Source organism: Novosphingobium naphthalenivorans NBRC 102051, from assembly GCF_001590985.1.
In the GTDB taxonomy this organism is placed as follows: Bacteria; Pseudomonadota; Alphaproteobacteria; order Sphingomonadales; family Sphingomonadaceae; genus Novosphingobium; species Novosphingobium naphthalenivorans.
The window spans coordinates 1-21,850 of sequence record NZ_BCTX01000005.1; the positions used below are offsets into that span (position 1 = coordinate 1).

Below are 21,850 nucleotides of genomic sequence, written 5' to 3' on the forward strand. Positions count from 1 at the left end.
CACGAGGTCCAGCAGATCGCCCGATTCCTTGAAGTAGTAGGCTCCGATGACATATTTCAGGCGGTCATTCAGGGCACTGCCGACAAGCTGGAATTCCTGGCTGAACTGCTTCTGGCGCTGCAGGAAGCTGGCGTGCAGGATATTGAGCGGAGAGCCGTCGAGATCGAGGCCGGAGCGCCAGTTGCTGTTGCGATAGCCGGTGATCGACTTGAGCAGCAGGTTGTCGGTCACGTCCAGCTCGGCGTTCAGCGTGACGCCGTAGTTGCGCAGCCGCGAGAAGTTGTTGCCGTTGGCATAAGAGGTATCCGGATTTCCGGTGATGAACTGATCCGTGTAGAGCAGCTCATGGGCGTTCGGATTGGCCCCGGTGTTCACGCCCGGCGTATAGGTCACGATATCGATCGGCGTAACTTCATCGCGGCGGACCGAAGGAAACTGCGTGCCGAAAGTGCTGCAGAAGTTCATCAGCCCGAGCGACCCCAGCACCGTGGTCGGAGCGGCCCGGCAGGTGTTGTAGAGGAACGCGAAGTTCGGGTTCCCCGTCACCGACGGATCGTTGAGCACGCCCAGAAGCGAGTTGGCTGCGGTACTGGTGGAATACTGGTAATCGGCGCTCAGCGTGGCACGGAACGCGCTGCCATTGTCGAACCGGATCTTTCCGCGCACCGCCCGGTTGTCACCGCCACCTTCGCGCGAAGGTGATTCATAGCCGGTCGAGGGAAGCGCGGTGTAGGGCGTGGAATTCGCCGTCAGCGGGCTGGGAAAAGGAATGCGACGCGCATAGCCGCTGCTGTTGCGCACATCGAAAGTGACAAGCGAAGTGAGGCTGTCGGTCAGCGGGATGTCCACCGCGCCACGGGCCTCGAACAGGTTGAAGCGGCCGATGGTGACATCGCCCTGCGCGCGGAACTGGTCAGCAGGATCCCGGGTCACGATCGATACGGCACCGCCGATCGTGTTGCGCCCGAAAAGCGTACCCTGCGGCCCCTTGAGCACCTCTATCCGGCCTGTGTCGAGCAAGTCCTGGTTGGCACCGACCGAACGGGCCAGGTAGATGCCGTCAACGTAGACGCCCACGCCCGGATCGATGTTGAAGGCGAAGTCGGACGAACCGATGCCGCGGATCGAGGCGGCAAGCACCGCGGTCGAGCCGGTAAAGGCTACGCCATTGTCGAAGTTGACGTTCGGCGCGACCGCTGTGAGCTGACTGACGTTGTTGACCGCGCGCTCGTTCAGATCGCTACCGGAAAACACCGAAATCGCGATCGGAACGTCCTGCGCGCTTTCCGCGCGCTTCTGCGCAGTAACGACGATCTCGGCGATGCCCCCCTCTTGTTCCGCATCCTGCGCAAGAGCCGGTGCGCTGCCTAGGGCGGCAGTGGTCGCCAAGAGATACGGAACCAGCAGCTTCTTCCAATCGGACATGTTTCTCTCCCTGAAGGACGCTACCGTGAAGGCTCGAAGCGGAACGAGGATGCCCCTCCCCTGCCTTCACAAGCGCGAACGCTGTCTGATTAGAGGAAACGGAGACATACTCTCCAATACCATTTGATAGGAATGGTGATACCTTCTAAGCAATTCTGAAACCGTATCAGCGGAGCAAGGCGATGTTCGCGAACAAGATCGATATCAGGCACCTGCGATATTTCGTCGCCATCGTCCGGAACGGCAGCTTCAGAGGCGCATCGGCTGAGCTCAACATTTCCCAGCCCCCGCTTTCCCGGCAAATCCAGCAGCTTGAGGACTATGTCGGGGTCTCACTGCTGACGCGCCGTTCGAGCGGCATCGAACCCACCAGTGCCGGCAAGGCCTTTTTCGTGGAGGCCTGCAACATCATCGATCTGCTGGAACGTGCCTGCGAGCGCACCCAGCTGATCGGAACAGGACGGCTTGGCAAGCTGGACGTGGGCGTGTTCGGTTCCGCCGTTCTCGATTTCGTTCCGCGCTTCGTATTGGGGTTTCGCAACAGCTTCCCCGACGTGGAAGTCGTCCTGCACAACATGGACCGTGAAGCGCAGGTCAAGGCGCTGCGCGAAAGGCGGATCCTGCTCGGCTTCAACCGCTTCTTCCTCGATTACCCCGACCTTGTCTGGGAATCGGTCATTCGCGAACGCATGATCGTCGCGGTGCCGAGCGAACACCCGCTCGCCAGAAAGTCCGCGGTCAGCCTGCGCGACCTCGCCGACGAACCCCTCATCTTCTATCCCCGCACCGATCAGCCAGGTGGTTTCAGCAATTACCTGCAGCGGTTGTTCAGCAACCTCAATATCGAACCCAAGATCGTCCAGAACGTCGACGACGTGGTTACCGCCATTGCTTTCGTTTCGAGCGGGCTAGGCCTCACTCTGGGTGTGGAATCGGCCAGAAACCTTCAGTTGCCCGGCGTTCATTATCTCTCGCTCGACGAACGCGAAGTGCCCTCCTTCGATCTGAGTCTGATCTATCGCGCGGATGAGGATTCACCGCTGTTGAAGCTGTTCATCGAATCCGTGAAACAGAGCATGGCCGCACAAAACGCCTGATGCGTTCCCCACGGGGCGGTGCACGGCAGCGCGCGCACCGCATCTTGCATCACAATACGATCAGCAGTTCCTTTGCATCGACGGCCTGCCCGGTCTTGACGGCAAGTTCGGCAACGGTTCCGTCCCGGGGCGCGGTGATCGCCGTTTCCATCTTCATCGCCTCCAGCGTCAGAAGCAGGTCTCCGGCCTTGACCGCCTGCCCCTGTGCCACCGCGAGCGTGGCGACGACGCCGGGCATCGGTGCGGCGACATGGTTCTCGTTCGCCGGATCGGCCATGCGGCGCACCACCTTGCCACCGCCGGCCTTGCGGTCGGCCACGGTAATGATGCGTGGCTGGCCGTTCAGTTCGAAGAACACGCGCACCGTGCCGTCTTCCTCGGTTTCACCGATCGCGGTGAGGCTGACAACCAGTGTCTTGCCTTGCTCGATCTCGACGTTGACCTCGTCGCCCGGCTGCATGCCGTAGAAATAGACCGGCGTCGGCAGGGCCGAGACGGGCCCGTATTTCCGGCGGGCCTCGGCATAGGCAGTGAACACCTTGGGATACATCAGGTAGCTGGCAAATTCGGTCTCGCCGAGCGTGCGCCCGCATTGTTTCTCCGCCGTCTTGCGCGAGGCTTCGAGATCCTGCTCTCCCAGCAGGCTGGCCGGACGCACCGTGACCGGCGTTTCCTGGCCAAGCACCCGCTTCTGGATACCCTCCGGCCATCCGCCCGGCGGCTGCCCGAGATCGCCCCGCAGCATTTCCACGACCGAGGCCGGAAACGCGATCTCCCGGCTCGTGTCGAGGACATCGGCCGGTGTCAGGTCCTGCGCCACCATCATCAGCGCCATGTCTCCCACCACCTTAGAGGACGGCGTAACCTTGACGATGTCGCCGAAGAGCATGTTGGCATCGTGATAGGCGCTCGCGACTTCATGCCAGCGCGTATCGAGGCCCAGGCTGCGCGCCTGTTCCTTGAGGTTGGTGAACTGGCCGCCGGGCATTTCGTGCAGATAGACTTCCGAAGCCCCCGAGCGCAGGTCGCTTTCAAAGGCTGCGTACTGCGCGCGCACCGCTTCCCAGTAGAAGCTGATCTCGCGGATGGCGCGCGGATCGATGCCGGTGTCCTTGTCCGTATTGCGCAAAGCCTCGACAATAGCGCCAAGGCAAGGCTGCGATGTCGTGCCGGACATGGCGTCCATCGCCGCATCGACACTATCGGCCCCGGCATCGATGGCCGCCAGCAGCGTGGCGGCGGCCACGCCCGAGGTGTCATGGCTGTGCAGCGCTATGGGCAGGTCCGTCGCTTCCCGCAGCGCCTTGAACAGCGCTGTTGCGGCCTTCGGCTTGAGCAGGCCGGCCATGTCCTTGACTGCCAGCATGTGACAGCCGGCCGCCTCCAGCTGGCGGGCCAGATCGACGTAGTAGGCAAGGCTGTACTTCGCACGATCAGGATCGAGGATGTCACCGGTGTAGCACAGCGCCCCCTGGGCGACCTTCCCGCTCTCGACCACGGCATCGATGGCGACACGCATGTTCTCGACCCAATTGAGGCAGTCGAAGATGCGGAACACGTCGATCCCGTTGGCGGCCTGCGCGATGAAGTGGCGCACGATGTTGTCGGGATAGTTCGTGTAGCCAACGCCATTGGCACCGCGCAGCAGCATCTGTGTGAGCAGGTTCGGCGCCTTCTGGCGAATGGCATCGAGGCGCTCCCAGGGGTCCTCCTGCAGGAAGCGCATGGCGACATCGAATGTCGCGCCGCCCCAGCACTCAAGGCTGAAAAGCTGCGGCACCATGTGCGCATAACTGCCGGCCACCGCGATCATGTCCGTACTGCGCATACGGGTAGCGAGCAGCGACTGGTGTGCATCACGCATCGTCGTATCGGTCAGCAGCGGCCGGTCCTGCGCCCGGATCCAGCGGGCAAGGCCAGCCGCACCGTCGCGTTCAAGGATCTGGCGCGTGCCGTCCGGCACATCTCCCGACACCTCGGGCACTTTGGGCGTACGGGCATGGGCGGAGGGCAACGCCCTGCCCTTTACGTCCGGATGACCGTTGACCGTGACATCGGCAACATAGGTCAGCAGACGCGTCGCCCGGTCGCGCCGCTTGCCGAGATTCAGGAGCCCGGGTGTCTCGTCGATGAACCTGGTCGTATACCGGTTGGCGGTAAAGTCCGGGTGCCGCAGGACATTTTCGAGGAAGGCCAGGTTCGTGGCGACGCCGCGAATCCGGTATTCGCTCAGCGCGCGCGTCATGCGCGCGATCACCTCGCCGGACGTCGGCGCCCAGCACGTGATCTTTTCCAGCAGCGGATCGTAGAACCGCGTGACCACCGCCCCCGAGTAGGCCGTGCCGCCATCGACCCGAACGCCATAGCCGAACGCCCCGCGATAGGCCGTGATGCGGCCATAGTCCGGGATGAAGTTGTTTTCCGGATCTTCGGTGGTGATGCGACATTGCATGGCGTGGCCCGTCAGCCGGATCTGGTCCTGCGGGGGAACCCCGGTCTCCTCGGGCACGCCGAGATGGCCGCCGGTCGCGATCCTGATCTGCGCCTTCACGATGTCGATATCAGTGACCATCTCGGTCACCGTGTGCTCGACCTGGATGCGCGGATTGACTTCGATGAAGTAGAAGGCACCGCTGTCCTGATCCATCAGGAACTCGACCGTGCCCGCGCCCACATAACCCGTCGCCCGGCCGATCCTGAGCGCGGCATCGCACAGCGCCCGGCGCGTTGTCTCGTCGAGATAGGGGGCCGGCGCCCGCTCGATCACCTTCTGGTTGCGGCGCTGGATCGAACAGTCACGCTCGAACAGATGGAACAGATTGCCGTGGCTGTCGCCGAGCAGTTGCACTTCGACATGGCGGGCCCGGCGGATCAGTTTTTCCAGATAGACCTCATCGCGCCCGAAAGCGGCCTTGGCCTCGCGCTTGCCGGAACGGACGGCATCGAGCAGGCCCGCCTCGTCCTCGATCGGACGCATCCCGCGCCCGCCGCCGCCCCAACTCGCCTTGAGCATGAGCGGGTAGCCAATGCCCGCCGCGATGCGCCTGATCTCGTCGTCGTCATCGGGCAGCGGCTCGCTGGCCGGCACCACGGGAACATCGGCGCCCATCGCGATGTGGCGGGCGGAGACCTTGTCCCCCAGGCTGCGCATCGTCTCGGGCGACGGGCCGATGAAGGTGATCCCGGCCTCGGCACAGGCCTCTGCGAAATCAGGGCTTTCCGAAAGGAACCCGTAGCCGGGGTGGATCGCATCGACATGCGCCGCCCTGGCGATCTCGATAATGCGCTTCCCGTCGAGATAGGCTGCGATTGGCCCGGCACCGTCGCCCAGGTGGTAGGCTTCGTCCGCCTTGAAACGATGCAGCGAGAGCTTGTCTTCCTCCGCATAGATCGCAACCGTGCGGATACCGAGTTCAGTCGCCGCACGAAAAACGCGGATCGCAATCTCGCTACGGTTGGCAACAAGCAGTTTTCGTATGCCGTGACCCATCTCTACCCCCTGCCATTGTCGTGATAGCAACGCCGATCAGACAGCCAGCCCCTGCACCGCCAGATGACACCGCCAGATGACGCCGCCAGATAACTGGGGCACTTCAGGCAATCCTCTGATCTGGAACGTTTCTGTTATCCGTCAGAACGCATCTGCGTTCAGTGCCATGATCGGCTCTTCGCCAGCGGCAATGCTGGCCACAAGGCCTTTGGCCTGCGGCAGAATACGCGTTGCAAAGAAGTTTGCCACCAGCGTTTTCGAGGCGTGGAACGGCGTGTCCCCTGCCGATGCCGCCGCGGCCATGCGCGCCCACATCCAGCCCAGCGCGACAAGGGCGAACAGCCGCAGGTAATCGACCGCTGCCGCGCCCAGCGCATCGATGTCGCCATCGCGCAGCCCGGCCGTTGCCCGGCGCAGCAGCTCCAGCGCCTCTCGGGCATGTTCCGCGATCAATTCCGCGCCTGCCGTTCGCGCGGCCTGGGCAAGATCGGCTTCCATCAGGTCGAAGAACCCGGTCACGACCGCTCCCCCGTCCATGGCGAGCTTGCGGCCAATGAGGTCCATCGCCTGAATGCCGTTGGTCCCCTCATATATCTGGGCAATGCGCGCATCGCGCACGAATTGCTCCATGCCCCATTCGCGGATGTAGCCGTGTCCGCCGAAGACCTGCTGCGCCTGAACCGCGCTTTCGAAGCCGAAGTCGGTGAACGCGGCTTTCACGACCGGCGTCAGCAGGGCAACAAGACTATCCGCCTTTGCCCGTTCTGCCGCGTCCGGATGCGATCGCGCGGCATCGAGCTGCAACGCCGTCCATCCGGCCAGGGCTCGTCCGCCTTCCACGAACGCGCGCACCTGCAGCAGCATGCGGCGCACATCTGCATGCTCGATAATCGGGACGGGAGAACGCGTGCCGTCGGAACTGCGCCCCTGAAGACGCTCACGGGCATAGGCGACCGCCTGCTGGTAGGCCCCGCCGGCGATACCCAGCCCCTGAATGCCGACCATCAGGCGCTCGGCATTCATCATCGTGAACATCGCGGCCAATCCGCGGTGGGGTTCGCCGACAAGCCAGCCCTTGGCCCCGTCATAATTCATGACACATGTGGGTTGGGCGTGGATGCCCATCTTCTGCTCCAGCGCCCCCACCGACAAGGCGTTGCGGACGGTGAAATCGCCCTGCCCGTCCTGAAGAAACTTCGGGACGAGAAAGAGGCTTATGCCCTTCACGCCAGATGGGGCATCGGGCAGCCGCGCCAGCACAAGATGAACGATGTTGCCACCAAAGTCATGATCGCCCGACGAAATGAAGATCTTGGTTCCGCTCACGGCGTAAGCACCCTGGCCATCGGGCACGGCCTTGGCCCTGAGCAGTGCGAGGTCACTACCAGCCCCGCTCTCGGTCAGCGCCATGGCACCGGTCCATTCGCCGGTGACCAGCGGCTCCAGCCAGACGGACTTGAGCTCGTCGCTGGCATGCGCGGCAATCGCCTCGCAGGCACCACGCGTCAGGCCGGGAAACAGGCCAAACGCCAGGTTCGTCGCCGAAAGCATCTCGTCGAACCAAAGCTGCAGCACAAACGGCAACCCTTGCCCGCCATGATCCTCACTTGCCGAAAGAGCCGCCCAACCGGCATCGGCAAAGCTGCGGTATGCCTCGGCGAAACCCGGCGGCGTGCGCACAGCGCCATCGATCAGCAGACTGCCCTGCTCATCGCCCTCCCGGTTGAGCGGCTGAACAACCTGAGCGCAGAAACGGCCAGCCTCTTCGAGCACGGCCATGGCCAGATCGATGTCCGCCTCCTTCCCGAGCTGCGCCATGGCTTCGCCGAATCCGAGCACCTCCTCCAGCAGGAAACGGTAGTCCTCAATCGGCGGAACGTAGGTTTGCATGGCCTTCTCCTCGCATAACGCTGCAAGCGACTATACCAAACGTATGTTACAGTCAAATTCGGCAATCGGCCCAGGCCCCTTTGCACGGCACGATCACCGGTTATTCGTGGCGGAAGACGGCGACAATCTGGTCCGCAAGACCGGCAGGAGACAGGCGCCCAGGCCGATACCAACCGGCAGCGGAATTCAACTGGGACAGCAGCAGGTTACGATAGATCGACCGGTCGATCGATGCGGGAAGCGGCAGCGCGTCCACGAGCACACGGAAGATGTCCTCGAACCGATCGCGCCGCTCAATCAGTTTGGGGCGCACATCGTCCGGCACTTCGCGAAAATCGTTCATCATCGGAGTCGTCAGAGAATCCGGTGCGAGCTGGATCTCAAGCAATGTCTCACAAGCCGCATGGAGGCGCTGCCATGGATCATTGCACTTGGCCACGGCAGCTTCAATCCGCTCCTCTGCGGCATCCAGAGCGGCATTGTGCAATTCGACGAAAAGCGCATCCTTGGACTTGATATGGTGATAGAGCGAGCCGCCCAGCACCCCCGCCGCGGAACCGATGTCCCGCATCGATGTGCCACGAAAGCCTTTGCTCGCGAAAAGCTGCGCCGCGATTTCGAGAATCTGGCGCCTGCGGCCAACTTGGTTCTCTTCAGCCATTCGGGCAGCGTGACGGAACTATGCTGAAAATCTTCATACCTGACGCTTTACGCTGGCATCGCTGTTTCAAACAAGACCAGCAATCGCTGCGTTGCGACGGGACAAGCGCTCCTCGTTGCCCTTGCAGGAATCTGCTTGATGAGAGCCTCAGCCTCGCATGCATCGTGGACTTGCCCGCCTGTCAGCGTCGAACTGACAGGACGACCGTCAGCATCGACAAGAGCGTGGCGTTTGCTGGTGAGGTCGCCCCGGGAACATCCCACGCCACGATCGCCCCCCCCCCTTTTTGCCCACCGCGCCTTGTTGGTGGACGCGTACGCAAGTGGAATCGATCATTAGCAACTCGCATTAGCAACTCGCCGTTCTGTCCGGCGGCAACTGAATAGCGCCTCGTTTCCCAGACGCCTTCTGCTTTCAAAATCTGCTGCCGTTCGAACTGTGCGGGCGGCAGCATCCCGTTCCTGACGTGCTTGCATACCGGGCTGCAGAACTCTCGATGTCATCGAACACGTCTTGGCGGGCTTCTTCGCGTGTTTTGTAGGTACGGCGCCGGATACGCTCGCGCTTGAGCGAGGAGAAGAAGCTTTCGGCCACCGCGTTGTCATGGCAGTTGCCGCGCCGGCTCCTGCCCTCAAAATTAGGATAGAAGGCGTCCAGAAATCCACGGGCTATTCAAACCTTCCAATCAAGAAAGCTTCGAATCAGCCCATCTGCTAAACATCAAGCTATTTTATGAGCTTACGACCTAGCCTCGATAAATGCCTGGGGGGATACCGGTTGCGTCGCTCTCCACCTCGAACAAGGCGCCATCGAATTCGGACTCCGTCGCCCCTATCGCGGCCGAGGCGACGAACATGCGATCCAGTCCCTCACCAGCAAAGGTAATGTTGGTGATGCGCCGCGCGGGCAATGCTATGGCGCTGTCCAGCACGCCGTCAGGATCGAAACGGCTGACGCGTCCGCCATCCCAGTGTGCGACCCAGAGGCAGCCCTCGCGATCGACCGTCATGCCGTCGGGATAGCCATCATCCTCGCCGAACTGGATGAACGCTTTCTTGTCAGCGATCCCGGTATCCGTGATCGTAAAGCGGTAAATCGTCCGCTTTGCCGTGTCCGAATGATACAGCCATCGTCCGCAGACCGAGAAAGCGGGACCGTTGGGTACCATGTAATCGCGGTCCATCACTTGCCATGTGCCATCCGGATCGATCCGGTATAGCGAACCGCGCGCTTCTTCCTCGGCCGTGTCCATGGTGCCGCACCAGATCGCGCCGTGCCGGTCCGCCTTGCCGTCGTTCATGCGGTTTCCGGGAAAATGCGGCTCCAGCGCAGCGATGTGGCTGACGGCGCAGCGATCAGCGGAAATTCGTCCGATGCCGCTCTGGAAGCCACCGATCAGATCGCCGGCCTCGTTTTCCACGACCCAGCCGAGCGGCTCGGGCATGTCCCACCGCTCTACGCTGCCATCGGTCAGCGACAGCCGGTTGAGAGCGGGCGCCAGGATATCGACCCAATAGACCGCGTTGTCGCAAGCGCTCCACAAGGTGCCTTCCCCCAGCGCGTCGCGCACGTCGCGTTCGATCTTGCGCCATTCGGCCATGACGCCCTCTCCCTTCCGTGTCCTGTCAGGCTCTGCGCCCTGTCGGGCTCAGTGCCCTGTCCGGCTCAGTGATTGTCGCGCGGCAGGCCCATGGTCTGGGCGATCCGCTGGTACTTCTCCGCGCCTTCGAGGATTGCGCCCGTGTCCATCTGACCGACCACCGAGCGCTGGATTTCCTGCCACGGCGTCTGCGAGGCAGGATAGGCGTAACCGCCCTTCGCTTCCAGCGCGGCCCGGCGCGCGGCCAGCTCCTCATCGGAAACGAGCACATTCACCGTGCCCTTCTTCAGGTCCATGCGCACCCGGTCGCCGGTTTCGAGCAGCGCGAGGCCACCCATCGCCGCAGCTTCCGGGCTCGCATTAAGGATCGAGGGACTGCCCGAAGTGCCCGACTGGCGGCCATCGCCGATGCACGGCAGCGCCGTAACGCCCTCTGTGATGAGATAGGCCGGCGGGCGCATATTCACGACCTCGGCCGCGCCCGGATAGCCGATGGGGCCAGCACCGCGCATGAACATCAGCGTCTCGGGCGTAATGCCCAGCGACGGGTCGTCGATACGGTGGTGGTAGTCCTCGGGGCCATCGAACACGACGGCCGGGCCCTCGAAGGCCTCCGGATCATCAGGGTTCGAGAGATAGCGCTGGCGGAACTCGTCCGAAATCACACTGGTCTTCATGATCGCCGCGTCGAACAGGTTGCCCGACAGCACGAGGAAGCCCGCTTCTTCCACCAGTGGCTGGTCGAACGGCTTGATCACGCGCTCGTCCTCGATCGTGGCATCGCGGCAGTTGTCGCCCATGGTCTTGCCGTTGACGGTCATCGCACCCTCAACGATCAGACCCTGCTTGATGAGCTGGGCGACCACAGCGGGCACGCCGCCCGCACGGTAGTAATCCTCGCCGAGATATTCACCGGCAGGCTGCAGGTTCACCAGCAGCGGGATCTTGTGGCCGTAGGTCTCCCAGTCCTTGAGCGGCAGTTCGACACCGATATGGCGCGCGATGGCGGCAAGGTGGATCGGCGCATTGGTCGAACCGCCGATCGCGGCATTGACCACGATGGCGTTGTGGAAGGCATCGAGCGTCAGGATATCCGAAGGCTTGAGGTCTTCGTGCACCATGTCCACGATGCGCTTGCCGGTGTGGTAGGCGCATTCCTGTCGGTCACGGTAGGGCGCGGGGATCGCCGCCGAGCCGGGCAGCATCATGCCCAGCGCCTCGGCGAGCGAGTTCATCGTCGTCGCCGTGCCCATGGTGTTGCAGTAGCCGGTCGAGGGCGCGGACGATGCCACGAGCTTGACGAAACCGTCGGCGTCAAGCTCACCCTTGGCCATCATCTCGCGGCCCTTCCACACGATCGTGCCCGAACCGGTGCGCTCGCCCTTGTGCCAGCCATTGAGCATCGGACCGACCGAGAGCGCGATTGCCGGGATGTTCACGGTCGCGGCCGCCATGATCATGGCAGGCGTGGTCTTGTCGCAGCCGGTGGTCAGCACCACGCCGTCGAGCGGATAGCCGTAGAGCGCCTCGACAAGGCCGAGGTACGACAGGTTGCGATCGAGCCCGGCTGTGGGGCGCTTGCCGGTTTCCTGGATCGGGTGAACCGGGAATTCGATGGCGATGCCGCCCGCCTCGCGAATGCCCTCGCGGATGCGTTCAGCCAGCACGAGGTGATGACGGTTGCAGGGCGAGAGGTCGCTGCCCGACTGGGCAATGCCGATGATCGGCTTGCCCGAACGCAATTCCTCGAGACTGAGACCGAAGTTGAGATACCGCTCCAGATAGAGCGAGGTCATGTCGATGTTGTCGGGATTGTCGAACCAGGCACGTGAGCGCAGCTTGGGCTTCTGGGTATCGGTCATATCGGTGTTCGTCTCGTTCAACGGTCAACGGACACGCGGTAGATCATGACATGCCGGTAGGGCTTGCCGGGATCGACGCGGGCCGGAACGAAGTTGCTGTGATTGGGAGAATCGGGGAATTTCTGGGGTTCGAGGGCAATGCCGTCGCCCATGCGGTAGAGATGGCCCTGCTTGCCGATGTAGGTTCCGTCGAGGAAGTTGCCGGAATAGACCTGCAGGCCGGGCTCGGTGGTGAGCACTTCGAGTACGCGGCCCGAGGCGGGATCCTCCAGACGAGCGGCAAGTTCGGGTTTTTTGGTCACGCCCTTGTCGAGCGCGAAGTTGTGATCGAAGCCGCGGCCATAGACGATCTGCTGGTCAGTGCCGTCACGCAGCCCGTCTTCCAGCGCCTTGCCCTTGCGGAAATCGAACACCGTGCCCTCGACGGACCGCAGTTCGCCGGTCGGGATAAGCGTGGCGTCAATCGGCGTGTAATGGCTGGCCGGGATCGTCAGCACGTTCTGCATGGCGCCCTGCGGCGCACCCTCGCCCGCCATGTTGAAGATGGCGTGGTTGGTCATGTTGATGACCGTCGGCTTGTCGGTCGCCGCATCGAACGTGATGCACAGCGAGCCGGCCTCATCGAGCGTATAGGTCACCTTGGCCTTCACGGTGCCCGGATAGCCGGCATCCCCATCGGAGCTGACCAGCGAGAAGACGACGCTGGCGACCGGGCCTGACTTGATCGAATCAATCTTCCAGTTCCGGACGTCCCAGCCCTTGCCGCCGCCATGCAGCGAGTTGTCGCCGTCGTTCTGCGGAAGCTGGTAGCTCTTACCGTCGAGCGTGAATTTGCCCCCGGCAATGCGGTTGGCATAGCGGCCGATGGTGGCGCCCCAGTAGTTCGGACGCGCTTCGTAGTCGGCCAGCTTGTCGTAGCCGAGGGTGATGTCGGCCAGTTTGCCGTCGCGATCGGGAGCCATGAACTTTTCGAGCGTGGCACCGAAAGTCAGGATCGTGGCGGAAACGCCGTTATCCGCCTTGAGCGTTACCGCCGTCACGTCGCTGCCATCGGAGAGCTTGCCTGCCGGGGCTTGAGTCGCTTCGGCAGCCAGAGCCTGCGCGCTCAGCGTGGCGCACAGCGCCAGAGCCGCGGTACCGGCCATGATCCTGGAGAGATTCCTCATTCCCAAAATGCTCCCAATCGTACCTGGAATTGTCCTGCCCCATTGACGGGCTGCCGCACCACATATAGTCCGACAAATAGAAAGAGCGCAAGCAGCTTCGCAATCGACGCCGATCGCGCCCTGATCGAGAGGATAGACATGCCATCAGTGGTCTCTTCAGCAGGCACGCCCGCCACAGCTCCCCACGACGAGGGAGTCCGCTACGGCCCGGCCCTGACGCTGCTTGCGAGCCTTTTTTTCATGTGGGGATTCATCACCGTCATCAACAACACGCTGCTGCCGCACCTGCGCAGCGTGTTCGAACTGACCTATTTTCAGGCCGCCCTGATCGAATCGGTCTGGTTCATCGCCTATTTCTTCGCCTCGATTCCCTCGGCGCTGCTGATCGAGCGGATCGGCTACAAGAAATCGCTGGTCACCGGCCTCCTGATCATGGCGGCGGGCGCGCTGGGCATGATGCTGGCCGCCAGCATTCCTTCCTACGGCGTGACGCTGGTGATGCTCTTCGTGATCGCTTCGGGCATCACCCTGCTGCAGGTGGCGGCCAACCCCTACGTGGCGGTTGTCGGCAAGCCTGAAACCGCCTCTTCGCGGCTCAATCTGGTGCAGGCGATGAACTCGGCCGGTACGATGCTCGCCCCGGCTTTCGGCGCCTACCTGATCCTCGGCCGCTCCAAGAGCGGCACGGCCGCCGCGGGCACAGTCCTGACCGAGGCAGAACGCCTTGCCGACGCCCACGCGGTGATCCTGCCCTACGGGCTTGTCGCGGTGGTCCTGGTGGTGCTTGCCGTGGTTATCGCGCGCTTCCCGCTGCCGGTGATGAAGAGCGGCAGGAACGGTGAAAAGCGGAAGTCCCGGCTGCTCAATCCTGAACTGCTCAAGCACCGCAACCTGGTCTTCGGCGTGCCCGCCATCTTCATCTACCTGATTGCGGAAATCGGTGTTGCCAACCTCTTCATCAACTTCGTCAGCCGCCCCGATATCGGCAACATGACGCACGAAATGGCAGGCAACTATCTCTCGTTCCTGTGGGGCGGTATGATGGTTGGCCGCTTTGCCGGCTCGGCAATCATGCAGCGCTTCGATGCCGCCAAAGTCCTGGCCCTGTTTTCGATCGGCGCCTTCGTGGTGATGATGATCACCGTCTTCGCGCACGGCCCGGTGGCCATGTGGTCGCTGATCCTGGTGGGCCTGTTTCACTCGATCATGTTCCCGACCATCTTCACGCTCGGCATCAAGGGCCTCGGCCCGCTCACCGAAGAGGCCTCGGGCCTGCTGGTCATGGCCATTGCCGGCGGCGCGCTGGTCGCGGTGCAGGGCTGGATGGCGGACACCTACGGCCTACAGACTTCGTTCCTGCTGACTGCCGCCTGTGAACTCTACGTGCTGTTCTACGCGCTCTGGGGCAGCAGGCCGACGCATGTAGAACCCGATCTGGTCGTCGTCGAACCTGATTGATTCCCCGGCAAATCCCTCAAACTAAAAAGGCCCCGGCAGCGATGCCGGGGCCTTTTTCCGTGTATGCCCAGAGCCTCTAGCCTTCGCCCTGCTGCTCCATCGCGCTGCGGGTATCCTCCAACGCGAGGTCGACCAGCACGTTCATCGCCTCGGCCGCGGCATCGGCATCGCCTACCGCAATGGCATCGTAAACGCGCGCATGATCGGGAATCGGATTGCGTGGCAGCGCGCGGGAGCGCTGCTTGAACTGGGTCGTCCAGTTCACCGCCGCGCCGATGCTGGCGCTCAGCACCATCAGCGCGTCGTTGCGCGTGGCGTGAAGAATCGCATTGTGGAAATCGCGGTCCGCCGCCCGCCCCGCTTCGGTCGTCAGCGTGTGCTGACGCATTGCGCCAAGCGCATCCTTCATGATCTTGAGGTCCGCCTTGTCCCGCCGCTGCGCGGCAAGGCGGGCCGCCGCCGGCTCGACGATGGCGCGCAATTCGAAGAGGCTGCGCACGAAATGCACGTCGGGCTCTCCGGCAAAGGCCCAGCCCAGCACCTCGGGATCGAGCAGGTTCCAGCGGTCGCGTGGCAATACGCGCGTGCCTGCCTTGGGACGGCTCGCCACCAGCCCCTTCGCGGTAAGCACCTGAATTGCTTCACGATAAGCGCTCCGGGAAACCTTCAGTTCTTCCGCAAAAGCCACTTCGCCAGAGAGAATATCACCCGGCGCATATTTGCCTGACAAGATGTCCGTACCCAGCTTGTGCGCGATCGCACCATGCAGGCGGCGCCCCGGACCACGGGGTTCCTTGACGGCCTTTGCGCCTTCCACTTCCTTGGTAATGCCAGCTTCTGTCACGATTTCCGCCACCTCCGCTAATAAGCCTACCAGCCCTGACACCGGGAAGGAACGACAAACATTGCGTTTATCCTCATCACGGAATATGTCGGAGTAAATAGGGAGATCCCAGATGACCGAATTCCGTTCCGTGGCTGCCGAAACCGGCGAACCGCAAGGCGCCCCTTTCGATGTCCACGGCCCCGCGGATGTCGCGGCGGCCTGCGCCGAAGCCGATGCCGCGTTCGACATTTACCGCGCCACCAGCCGCGAGGATCGCGCCACGTTCCTTGAGCGAATCGCCGACGAGATCATGGCGATCGGCGATGCGCTGATCGACGCCTACCTCTCCGAAAGCGGCTTGCCCCGCATGCGCGCCGAAGGCGAGCGCGGCCGCACCTGCAGTCAGCTTCGCCTGTTCGCGGACGTGGTCCGCAAGGGCCAGTGGCAGCAGCTTCGCATCGATCCCGCCCTGCCCGACCGCCAGCCCCCGCGCCCCGACCTGCGCCTGCGCATGATCCCGGTCGGCCCGGTCGCCGTGTTCGGTGCCTCGAACTTCCCGCTCGCCTTCTCGACCGCAGGCGGCGACACCGCGTCGGCTCTCGCCGCCGGATGCCCGGTCGTGGTCAAGGGGCACCCTGCCCATCCGATCACTGGCGCGCTTGTCGCGCAGGCCATCAGCAAGGCCGTGTCGGAATGCGGCCTGCCCAAAGGCGTCTTCCAGCACCTTACCGGCCCGTCGAACGAACTCGGCGCCGCGCTGGTGCAGGATCCGCGCATCATGGCGGTGGGCTTCACCGGCTCGCGCGCGGGCGGCCTGGCGCTGGCCAGGCTCGCGCAGCAGCGCGACGTGCCGATCCCGGTCTACGCCGAAATGTCGAGCGTCAACCCGGTCCTGCTGCTTCCCGAAGCCCTGAAGGCACGCGGCCAGGCGCTTGGCACCGCGTTCGTCGGTTCGCTCACCATGGGGGCAGGCCAGTTCTGCACCAATCCGGGCCTCGTGCTCGCGATCCAAGGCGAAGGCCTCGACGCCTTCATCGCCGCAGCCACCGGCGGCGTGTCCGCCGCCAAGCCGCAGACGATGCTCACCACCGGCATTGCCGCGGCCTATGCCAGGGGCGTCGCAACGCTGGCCGGAACAGCCGGCGTCGAGACCCTGGCCAAGGGCGAGGACGGCAGTCACACTTGCGGCGGCGCGTTCCTGTTCCAGACCACTGCCGAAAAGTTCCTCGCCGACAAGGCCATCGGCCACGAGGTCTTCGGAGCCTCTTCGGTGATCGTGCGCTGCAAGGACGAGGCCGAACTCAAGGCCGTGCTCGAAGGCCTCGAAGGCCAGCTCACCGCCACCCTGCACATGGACGAAGCGGACGAAGCCGTAGCTTCCCGCCTGCTGCCCGTGCTGGAACGCAAGGTCGGCCGCATCCTTGCCAATGGCTGGCCAACGGGCGTCGAAGTCTGCCACGCGATGGTCCACGGCGGCCCGTTCCCGGCCACCTCGGATACGCGCACGACCTCGGTCGGCAGCCTTGCCATCGACCGCTTCCTGCGGCCGGTCAGCTACCAGAACCTCGCCCAGCCGGTGCTGCCGTCCGAACTGCGTGACGACGCTTATGGCGACGGTGCTCCGCGCCTGATCGACGGCAAGCTCACGCTGTCCTGATACTTTAGACAATGCCGCGGCGCGCTTCCCAGAACCGGCGCGTCGCGGTCGGGAGAAACCCATGACCTATCTTCGCCTGCTTCAGCATCGCGCGCCCGACGGCTCGCGCTCGGTCATCCTGGCTGAAGGGGATGCTGCCCACATTCTCGAAGGTGTCACCACTGTCCGCGAACTCGCCCTGCGCGCCATCGCCGCTGGCGAGACGCTGGCGCAAGCGGCCAAGGCCTGTCCGGCCGGTCCCGCCATCGACATAGCCGCCGAATTTGCGGCCGGCCGCCTGCTCGCGCCGATCGATCACGACGATCCCGCGCACCTGCTGATGGCGGGAACCGGCCTCACCCACCTTGGCTCGGCCGAAGGGCGCGACAAGATGCACAAGGCCGCCACGTCGGGAGAGCATCTGACGGACTCGATGCGCATATTCCTGGAAGGCCTGGAAGGCGGCAAGCCCGCTCCCGGCGAAGCCGGCCAGCAACCGGAATGGTTTTACAAGGGCGACGGCTCGCAGCTTGTCGGCCCGACCGATCCCTTCACCATGCCCTCCTTCGCTCAGGATGGCGGCGAAGAGCCTGAAGTGGCCGGTATCTACATTATCGGCGAGGACGGGACGCCTTACCGCCTCGGCCTCGCGATCGCCAACGAGTTCAGCGATCACGTCACCGAGCGCCACAATTACCTGTGGCTCGCTCACTCCAAGCTGCGCCAGGCCTCGCTGGGCGCCGAACTGCTGATCGGCCAGCCCCCCGAAAACATCGAGGGCACCAGCCGCATCCTGCGCGACGGCAAGGTGATCTGGGAAAAGCCGTTCCTCTCTGGTGAAGCCAACATGTCGCACACGCTGGCCAATCTTGAGAACCATCACTTCAAGTACGACCTGTTCCGCCGTCCCGGCGACGTTCATGTCCACTTCTTCGGCACCGCAACGCTGTCGTTTTCCGATGGGATCGCCACCCGGGAAGGCGATGTGTTCGAGATCTCGGCTTCTCCCTTTACCTTGCCGGTCGCCAATCCGCTGGCCCGCGCCGAAGCGCGTCCGGTCGCGGTGAAGGCACTCTGACTCGAAGGCCTCTGATACATGGACCCTATCCGCATTGCCGTTGTCGGCGTCGGCAAGATCGCCCGCGACCAGCACCTGCCCGCGATTGCCGGCACGCCCGCCTTCAGCCTGGCGGCGACCGTCAGCCCGCACGACCCCGGAGCGGAAGGTATTCCGCACCTTTCCAGTCTCGAGGAACTGCTCGAAAAGGGGCCGGCCATCGATGCAGTCGCGCTCTGCACGCCGCCCCAGGTCCGCTATGGCCTTGCCGTTCAGGCGCTCAAGCGCGGCATCCACGTTTTCCTTGAAAAGCCCCCCGGCGCCACTTTGTCCGAAGTGGTCGCCCTGCGCGACCGCGCGGACAAAGTCGGCGTTACCCTGTTCGCCTCGTGGCATTCGCGCTTCGCGGCGGGCGTGGCGCCTGCCCGTGCATGGCTTGCCGAACGCAGGATCGAAAAAGTCTCGATCATCTGGCGCGAGGACGTGCGGGTGTGGCATCCGGGACAGGCATGGATCTGGGAACCGGGTGGCCTCGGCGTGTTCGATCCCGGCATCAATGCCCTTTCGATCATGACGCATATCCTGCCGCGTCCCGTCTTCCTCAAGGCGGCAACGCTGAGCATCCCCGAGAACCGCGCGGCTCCCATCGCTGCCGACATCAACATGTGCGACACCGGCGGGGCCGAGATCCACATGGACCTCGACTGGCGCCAGACCGGCCCGCAGAGCTGGGACATCATTGTCGAAACCGACGCCGGGACGCTCAAGCTCTCCCAGGGCGGCGCGGTGCTGACGACGCCCGCCGGCACCGAGCACAACGAGGACCTGGAATATCCGGGCCTCTACTCGCGCTTTGCCAACCTGATCCGGGGTGGGCGCAGCGATGTCGATATCGATCCGTTCCGCCTCGTCGCCGACGCCTTCCTGCGCGGCCGCCGCGAACCTGTAGAAGCCTTTCACGACTGATCCTCCGGGAGGGGATACTATAAAATGATCAAGGTCCTGCGACACACCGCCTTTACCGCGCTGCTCAGCGCAACCGCGCTTGCCGGAATGACTGCCGGCGCCGCGCATGCTGATACCAACGGCCAGCCGACCACCGCCGAAATCCACGCCGACAGGCCCGGCCCCGTCTACGACAAACGGATCTTCACCCAGTTCGCCGAGCACCTCGGCAACGGTATCTACGGCGGGCTGTGGGTCGGCAAGGACAGCCCGATCCCGAACACCAACGGCTTTCGCAACGACGTCGTTTCCGCGCTGCGCGAACTCTCCGTCCCGGTGATCCGCTGGCCCGGCGGCTGCTTTGCCGACGAATACCACTGGCGCGAGGGAATCGGCCCGCAGAACCAGCGCCCGGTCAAGGTGAATACCCATTGGGGCGGCGTGACCGAGCCCAACACCGTGGGCACGCACGAATACTTCGAGCTGCTGCGGCAGGTCGGCGCCGAAGCCTATATCTCGGGCAACGTCGGCGACGGTTCTCCGCGCGAGATGGCCGAATGGGTCGAATACATGACCGCCCCGGCCGGAACCCTGGCCGACGAACGCGCGAAGAATGGCCACAAGGAGCCCTGGAAGGTTCCCGCTTTCGGTATCGGTAACGAGCTGTGGGGCTGCGGCGGCAACATGCGCCCCGAATATGCCGCCGACGTCACCCGCCGCTATGCCACGTTCGTCAAGGCACCGGCCGGCACGCGCATCCTCAAGATCGCCAGCGGCGCCAATGTCGACGACTACAACTGGACCGAGACCATGATGAAGGTCGCCGGTCCGTTGCTCGATGGTCTCTCGCTCCATTATTACACGCTGCCCGAAGGCGGCTGGCCGCCCAAGGCCGATCCCGTCAATTTCGACGAGACCGCCTGGGCCGACACGCTCCACGAGACCTGGCGGATGGACGAACTCATCGCCAAACACTCCGCGATCATGGACAAGTACGATCCGGACAAGCGGGTCTTCCTTGCGGTCGATGAGTGGGGGGCATGGTATGCTCAGGATCCGGGCACGCACCCGGGCTTCCTGCGCCAGCAGAACACCCTGCGCGACGCGCTGATCGCCGCCATCAACCTCGACATCTTCGCCAGGCACGCCGACCGCGTGAAGATGACCGCCATCGCCCAGATGGTGAACGTCCTTCAGGCCATGATCCTGACCGACGGCAGCAAGATGGTGCTGACGCCCACCTACTACGTCTTCGACATGTACAAGCCCTGGCAGGATGCCACGGTGCTACCCATCGACATCGCGACGCCGACCTACACCAAGGGCAAGTTCACGGTTCCGGCCGTGAGCGGTTCGGCGGTGAAGGCCAAGAACGGCAAGATCCACGTCGGCCTGTCCAATGCAGACCCGGAAAAGCCCAACACCGTGACCATCGGCCTCGACGGCGTGAAGGCATCCGGCGTGACGGGCACGATCCTGACGGCACCGGCGATCAATTCCCACAACACCTTCGACAAGCCCGGCGTGGTCAAGCCCGCCGCCTTCTCCGGCGCGCGCGTCAAGGGCGGCAAGCTGGTCGTCACCCTGCCCGCCAAGTCGATCGTGACGCTCGAACTGCGATGAGCGGGCGTATCATCCACGGCAGAGGGAAGCGGCCTGCCTTGCCGGGCCGCTCCCTGTGGCTCGGCGCCTTTCTGGCGGCCGCTGCCCCTGCGGCAGCGGCCGGCACGCAAGCCGAAACGGTGGAAACCGGCACGCTCAGTTCCCGGCTTTCGGGCGACCTCACGGTGCATGACCCGGCCATCACCCGCGAGGGCGACACCTATTACGTGTTCAGCACTGTCGGGCACTACATAGGCATCAAGACCTCGAAAGACCTGCAGCATTGGACCGATGCCGGTTCGGTCTTCGCCGAGATCCCGGCATGGGCGAGGAAGGCCATTCCCGGCACCGAAGGCATCTGGGCGCCGGACATCTCCTATGTGAACGGCGAATACCGGCTCTACTACTCGGTCTCCACGTTCGGCTCGAACCGGTCCGCGATCGGCCTTGCCACCAATGCGACGCTCGATCCCAAAGCTAAGAACTACCGCTGGAAGGATCAGGGGCTTGTCGTGATGTCGACCCGCGACGATGATTTCAACGCGATCGACCCCAACTTCATTGCCGATGCGCAAGGAAGGCAGTGGCTGGTCCTCGGCAGTTTCTGGACCGGGATCAAGCTGTTCCCGCTCGATCCGGCAACCGGAAAACCCAAGCCCGGCACCGAGCCTTATTCCATCGCCCGCCGCCTTGTCCCGGCCGGTGCGCCCGATCCTATCGAGGCCCCGTTCATCTTCGAGCACGATGGCTGGTACTACCTGCTCACCTCTTTCGACTATTGCTGCAAGGGCGTGAACAGCACCTATTACACGGTCGTCTCGCGCTCGCGGAAGATCACCGGCCCCTATCTCGGCAAGGACGGCAGCGAGGCCATGATGGGCGGCGGCACGGTCTTCCTGCGAGCCGACCTGCAGGAGCAGCAAAGCTTCCGCGGCCCCGGCCATGCGGGGGTCTTCACCGACACGGACGGGACGACCTACGTCGCCTACCATGCCTATGACAAACAGGCAGACGGCAGGCCGACATTACGCATCGCGCCGATCCGCTGGGGCGCGGACGGCTGGCCCATCGCAGAATACTGATCCACCTGCTGACACCCCGGCTCCCCCGGGCCGGGGTGTCCTTTTTTTGAAGG

At 63.7% G+C, this 21,850-nt stretch carries 15 protein-coding genes and 2 pseudogenes; 7 read left to right on the forward strand and 10 right to left on the reverse strand.

Annotated features, from left to right (window positions below):
• The coding region (locus NN5_RS27140) for a TonB-dependent receptor plug domain-containing protein (RefSeq protein WP_157080975.1) at nt 1-1,425 on the reverse strand (1,425 nt) is incomplete at its 3' end.
• Nucleotides 1,426-1,607: 182 nt separating this feature from the next.
• Between NN5_RS27140 and NN5_RS02785 the strand changes: the two genes are divergently transcribed.
• On the forward strand, nt 1,608-2,522 hold the full coding sequence (locus NN5_RS02785; protein ID WP_067732539.1) for a LysR family transcriptional regulator: 915 nt from the start codon (nt 1,608-1,610) through the stop codon (nt 2,520-2,522).
• 49 nt (nt 2,523-2,571) lie between these two features.
• On the opposite strand, the gene NN5_RS02790 is transcribed toward NN5_RS02785, so the two are convergent.
• From NN5_RS02790 to NN5_RS02815, 8 genes and pseudogenes are all read right to left on the reverse strand, one after another.
• Entirely contained in the window at nt 2,572-6,012 is a 3,441-nt protein-coding gene (locus NN5_RS02790) for a pyruvate carboxylase (RefSeq protein WP_067732540.1), read from the reverse strand.
• A gap of 141 nt (nt 6,013-6,153) precedes the next feature.
• Nucleotides 6,154-7,902, reverse strand: a complete 1,749-nt coding sequence (locus tag NN5_RS02795; RefSeq protein ID WP_067732541.1) for an acyl-CoA dehydrogenase — start codon at nt 7,900-7,902, stop codon at nt 6,154-6,156.
• 100 nt (nt 7,903-8,002) lie between these two features.
• The gene (locus tag NN5_RS02800; RefSeq protein WP_067732542.1) at nt 8,003-8,563 is read right to left on the reverse strand and encodes a TetR/AcrR family transcriptional regulator; all 561 of its coding nucleotides are present in this window, start codon (nt 8,561-8,563) and stop codon (nt 8,003-8,005) included.
• Nucleotides 8,564-8,691: 128 nt separating this feature from the next.
• Nucleotides 8,692-8,908 (reverse strand): annotated as a pseudogene (locus NN5_RS26740) (transposase); the annotation flags it as partial.
• 55 nt (nt 8,909-8,963) lie between these two features.
• A pseudogene (locus NN5_RS24920) lies at nt 8,964-9,187 on the reverse strand (IS3 family transposase); the annotation flags it as partial.
• 121 nt (nt 9,188-9,308) lie between these two features.
• Nucleotides 9,309-10,163, reverse strand: a complete 855-nt coding sequence (locus tag NN5_RS02805; RefSeq protein ID WP_067732543.1) for an SMP-30/gluconolactonase/LRE family protein — start codon at nt 10,161-10,163, stop codon at nt 9,309-9,311.
• A 65-nt stretch (nt 10,164-10,228) separates the two neighbouring features.
• Entirely contained in the window at nt 10,229-12,025 is a 1,797-nt protein-coding gene (locus NN5_RS02810; RefSeq protein WP_067732606.1) for an IlvD/Edd family dehydratase, read from the reverse strand.
• A 17-nt stretch (nt 12,026-12,042) separates the two neighbouring features.
• A complete protein-coding gene (locus NN5_RS02815; protein WP_245656179.1) occupies nt 12,043-13,170 on the reverse strand; it encodes an aldose epimerase family protein in 1,128 nt (375 codons plus the stop codon).
• Nucleotides 13,171-13,329: 159 nt separating this feature from the next.
• Between NN5_RS02815 and NN5_RS02820 the strand changes: the two genes are divergently transcribed.
• Complete coding sequence (locus NN5_RS02820) at nt 13,330-14,649, forward strand: sugar MFS transporter (RefSeq protein ID WP_067732545.1); 1,320 nt, start codon at nt 13,330-13,332, stop codon at nt 14,647-14,649.
• Between the two features lie 76 nt (nt 14,650-14,725).
• On the opposite strand, the gene NN5_RS02825 is transcribed toward NN5_RS02820, so the two are convergent.
• Nucleotides 14,726-15,493 carry a FadR/GntR family transcriptional regulator gene (locus tag NN5_RS02825; protein WP_245656181.1) on the reverse strand — a complete coding sequence of 256 codons (768 nt, stop codon included), beginning with the start codon at nt 15,491-15,493 and terminating at the stop codon, nt 14,726-14,728.
• Between the two features lie 112 nt (nt 15,494-15,605).
• On the opposite strand from NN5_RS02825, the gene NN5_RS02830 reads away from it, so the two are divergent.
• From NN5_RS02830 to NN5_RS02850, 5 genes are all read left to right on the forward strand, one after another.
• Nucleotides 15,606-17,132, forward strand: a complete 1,527-nt coding sequence (locus NN5_RS02830) for an aldehyde dehydrogenase (NADP(+)) (RefSeq protein ID WP_067732546.1) — start codon at nt 15,606-15,608, stop codon at nt 17,130-17,132.
• A 61-nt stretch (nt 17,133-17,193) separates the two neighbouring features.
• A complete protein-coding gene (araD1, locus tag NN5_RS02835) occupies nt 17,194-18,189 on the forward strand; it encodes an AraD1 family protein (RefSeq protein WP_067732547.1) in 996 nt (331 codons plus the stop codon).
• Nucleotides 18,190-18,207: 18 nt separating this feature from the next.
• Nucleotides 18,208-19,134: a Gfo/Idh/MocA family protein gene (locus tag NN5_RS02840; protein ID WP_067732548.1), complete on the forward strand. Its 927-nt coding sequence runs from the start codon at nt 18,208-18,210 to the stop codon at nt 19,132-19,134.
• A 24-nt stretch (nt 19,135-19,158) separates the two neighbouring features.
• Nucleotides 19,159-20,736, forward strand: coding sequence for an alpha-N-arabinofuranosidase (locus NN5_RS02845; protein WP_067732549.1), 1,578 nt, complete (start codon nt 19,159-19,161; stop codon nt 20,734-20,736).
• Nucleotides 20,733-21,797, forward strand: coding sequence for an arabinan endo-1,5-alpha-L-arabinosidase (locus NN5_RS02850; RefSeq protein WP_067732550.1), 1,065 nt, complete (start codon nt 20,733-20,735; stop codon nt 21,795-21,797). The genes NN5_RS02845 and NN5_RS02850 overlap by 4 nt, the downstream gene beginning before the upstream one ends.
• Nucleotides 21,798-21,850 lie beyond the last annotated feature (53 nt).

Bases quoted from the DNA above. Each gene is read 5' to 3' on its own strand.
- NN5_RS02850 (WP_067732550.1), top strand. From the start codon at position 20,733: ATGAGCGGGCGTATCATCCACGGCAGAGGGAAGCGGCCTGCCTTGCCG.
- araD1 (WP_067732547.1), top strand. From the start codon at position 17,194: ATGACCTATCTTCGCCTGCTTCAGCATCGCGCGCCCGACGGCTCGCGC.
- NN5_RS02785 (WP_067732539.1), top strand. From the start codon at position 1,608: ATGTTCGCGAACAAGATCGATATCAGGCACCTGCGATATTTCGTCGCC.
- NN5_RS02805 (WP_067732543.1), bottom strand. From the start codon at position 10,163: ATGGCCGAATGGCGCAAGATCGAACGCGACGTGCGCGACGCGCTGGGG.
- NN5_RS02840 (WP_067732548.1), top strand. From the start codon at position 18,208: ATGGACCCTATCCGCATTGCCGTTGTCGGCGTCGGCAAGATCGCCCGC.
- NN5_RS02820 (WP_067732545.1), top strand. From the start codon at position 13,330: ATGCCATCAGTGGTCTCTTCAGCAGGCACGCCCGCCACAGCTCCCCAC.
- NN5_RS02795 (WP_067732541.1), bottom strand. From the start codon at position 7,902: ATGCAAACCTACGTTCCGCCGATTGAGGACTACCGTTTCCTGCTGGAG.
- NN5_RS02800 (WP_067732542.1), bottom strand. From the start codon at position 8,563: ATGGCTGAAGAGAACCAAGTTGGCCGCAGGCGCCAGATTCTCGAAATC.
- NN5_RS02815 (WP_245656179.1), bottom strand. From the start codon at position 13,170: ATGGCCGGTACCGCGGCTCTGGCGCTGTGCGCCACGCTGAGCGCGCAG.
- NN5_RS02845 (WP_067732549.1), top strand. From the start codon at position 19,159: ATGATCAAGGTCCTGCGACACACCGCCTTTACCGCGCTGCTCAGCGCA.
- NN5_RS02810 (WP_067732606.1), bottom strand. From the start codon at position 12,025: ATGACCGATACCCAGAAGCCCAAGCTGCGCTCACGTGCCTGGTTCGAC.
- NN5_RS02830 (WP_067732546.1), top strand. From the start codon at position 15,606: ATGACCGAATTCCGTTCCGTGGCTGCCGAAACCGGCGAACCGCAAGGC.
- NN5_RS02790 (WP_067732540.1), bottom strand. From the start codon at position 6,012: ATGGGTCACGGCATACGAAAACTGCTTGTTGCCAACCGTAGCGAGATT.